The organism is Micromonospora globispora (assembly GCF_003857015.1).
Taxonomy (GTDB): Bacteria; Actinomycetota; Actinomycetes; order Mycobacteriales; family Micromonosporaceae; genus Micromonospora; species Micromonospora globispora.
Genome location: NZ_QGGF01000599.1, coordinates 1 through 2,708, shown reverse-complemented (window position 1 = coordinate 2,708; position 2,708 = coordinate 1). Strand labels below are relative to the sequence as shown.

At 73.4% G+C, this 2,708-nt stretch carries 3 protein-coding genes; 2 read left to right on the top strand and 1 reads right to left on the bottom strand.

What is annotated here, in order from left to right; genetic code table 11:
* Positions 1 to 1,495, bottom strand: a 1,495-nt coding sequence (locus tag DKL51_RS30000; protein WP_124812842.1) for an alkaline phosphatase D family protein, incomplete at its 3' end; no start/stop codon positions are given.
* A gap of 204 nt (positions 1,496 to 1,699) precedes the next feature.
* On the opposite strand from DKL51_RS30000, the gene DKL51_RS29995 reads away from it, so the two are divergent.
* Positions 1,700 to 2,140 carry a carboxymuconolactone decarboxylase family protein gene (locus DKL51_RS29995; protein ID WP_109947764.1) on the top strand — a complete coding sequence of 147 codons (441 nt, stop codon included), beginning with the start codon at positions 1,700 to 1,702 and terminating at the stop codon, positions 2,138 to 2,140.
* Positions 2,089 to 2,708: sigma-70 family RNA polymerase sigma factor (locus DKL51_RS29990; protein ID WP_260428716.1), on the top strand; the 620-nt coding region annotated here is incomplete at its 3' end. The genes DKL51_RS29995 and DKL51_RS29990, both read left to right, overlap by 52 nt.

The window sequence follows — 2,708 nt, the reverse complement described above, 5'->3', positions numbered from 1 at the left end:
GGTGCACGGTGAGGTCGCCGGACTCCCCGTCGATGGCCACCTCGCCGAAGTGCTGGAAACCCTCCGCCGGGGACGTGTTGGCCCGCGGCGGGGCGTGCGTGAACACGGCCTGCGGGCCGAACGTGCCGTCCAGGGTGTTGGGACCGAACCCGCCCGCGTGCGCGGGGCCGGAGACGAACTCCCAGAACGGAGTGAAGTCGCCGATTGCGGCGCGCGCCGGGTCGTAGTGATGGGCCGCGGTGTAGTGCACGTCTGCGGTGAGGAAGACGATTCCGGTCACTCCGGCCCGGTGGGCGGCGCCCAGCACCTCGGCGAACTCCAGCTCGCGGCCGGCCGGCGCGCCCGGGTCGCCCTGGGCCACGCCCTCCTGCGCCGCCGGGCCGTCCGGCACCACGAGCCCGAGCGGCAGGTCGTTGGCGATCACCTTCCAGGTCGCCCGGGACCGGGTCAGCTCGCCGATCAGCCACTCCCGCTGCTCCCGCCCCAGCAGGCCACGCTCGGGGTCGGCGTACGTGTTGCCGTCGTTCGGGTCCTTGTAGGTGCGCATGTCGAGGACGAAGACGTCCAGCAGCGGGCCGTACGACAGCCGCCGGTACAGCGGTCCACCGGCCGCCACCGGCAGCCATTCGTGGAACGCCTGGCGGGCCCGGGCCGCGAGCACGTCCACCCGCTTCTCGGTGTAGCGGGCGTCGGTCAGGATCTGGCCCGGGTACCAGTTGTTTCGCACCTCGTGGTCGTCCCACTGGTTGATCTGCGGCACCTCGGCCGCGAGCGCCCGCAGGTGCTCGTCGAGCAGGTTGTACGCGAACTGCCCCCGGTACTCGGTCAGCGTCTCGGCGACCTTGCTCTTCTCCGGCGTAACCAGGTTGCGCCAGACTCGGCCGTCCGGGAGCGTCACGGCCTCGCTCAGCGGACCGTCGGCGTACACCGTGTCGCCGCTGCACAGGAAGAAGTCCGGCCGGAGCGCCCGCATCGAGCGGAAGATGGCCATCCCGCCGAAGTCCGGGCTGATCCCCCACCCCTGCCCGGCGATGTCCCCGGTCCAGACGAACCGCACGTCCCGGCGGTCGTGCGGTGCCGGAGCGGTCACGAACGATCCGACGAGCGGCTCGCTGCGTACGCCGTAGTCCAGGTCCTCCACGCTCACCCGGTAGTGCAGGCGCTCGCCGGAGGGCAGACCACGCAGCCACACCCGGCCGGTGAAGTCCGTCGACGGGTCCACCACCGGGCCGCGCAGCAGCCGGGCGCCGCGCAGGTCGGGGCGGCGGCTGACCTCCACGATCAGCTGGCCGGGGCGGTCGGCGCGGGTCCACACCAACGCCGATTCGGCGGTCACGTCGCCGCTCTGCACCCCGTGGGTGAGCACGGGGCGGTCGGACGGGCGCCAGGCCGGCGCCGCATTGGCCCCGGCGCTGCCGAACAGACCGCCGCCGGCCAGTCCGGCGCCGGTCGCCAGCCCCGCGCGCAGCAGGGTGCGTCGATCGAGTGAAGTCATCTGTCCCCTCCGATGGGTGTCGGTCACCACTGGGTCTACCGGGCACAGATGAGGCGTTCCGGGGGTGCGGGTGGCCGGTGGGGGAATCCCCGGCGACCAGTGGTGGACCACCGACCCGCATGACGACCGTCACAGCCGGCAACTGTCACGTCCCCGGGCCTGCCGCCCGTCGTACGCGTGCAGTCAACTTCTAGGGAGGCCGGAATGAGTCGGATCAACATGGCGGCGGTGGCGCCGCAGGCGTACCAGGCGGTGCTGGGGCTGGAGAAGTACGTCCGGTCGACCGTCGACCACACGGTGCTGGAGCTGGTGAAGCTCCGGGCGTCGATGCTCAACGGCTGCGCGTTCTGCGTGGACATGCACAGCCGGGAGGCCCTCGCCGCGGGCGAGTCCAGCCGCCGGCTCTTCGCGGTGGCCGCCTGGCGGGAGGCGCCCTTCTTCACCGAGCGGGAGCGGACCGCGCTGGCGCTGACCGACGCGGTCACCCGGCTCGGCGAGCACGGGGTGCCCGACGAGGTGTGGGACGCCGCCGCCAAGGTGTGGTCGGAGAAGGAGTTGGCGGACCTGGTCGTCGCGATCGCCACAATCAACGTGTGGAACCGGATCGCGGTGACCAGCCGGACCGAGCCGCCGACCGAGGGGTGACCACCGCGGCGGCGCAGGCGGCCGGTGCGGTCCAGGCGCACCGGCCGATGCTGCTCGGGCTGGCGTACCGGCTGCTGGGAAGCCTGCACGACGCCGAGGACGTGCTCCAGGAGGCGTACCTGCGCTGGCTCGACGTCGACCGGGAGTCGGTGGCCGAGCCGCGGCGCTACCTGTCCCGGGTGGTGACCCGGCTCGCGCTGGACCGGCTGCGGGCCCGGCAGGCCGCCCGGGAGACGTACGTGGGGCCGTGGCTGCCGGAACCGGTGCCCACCGCGCCGTCACCGTTCGGCCCGCTGGACAGCGCCGAGCTGCGGGACTCGCTCTCCACCGCGTTGCTGCACCTGCTGGAACGGCTCACCCCGCCGGAGCGCGCGGTCTACGTGCTGCACACCGCCTTCGGGCTGCCGTACGCGGAGATCGGCGACATCCTGGACCGCTCGGCGGCGGACTGCCGGCAGCTGCACCACCGGGCGGCGGCCCGGATCGTCGACCACCGCCGCCGCTTCACCGCCGGCCCGGCCGAGCAGCGGCGGCTGCTGGACGCCTTCCTGGCCGCCGCTGCTCGGCC

Bases quoted from the DNA above. Each gene is read 5' to 3' on its own strand.
- DKL51_RS29995 (WP_109947764.1), top strand. From the start codon at position 1,700: ATGAGTCGGATCAACATGGCGGCGGTGGCGCCGCAGGCGTACCAGGCG.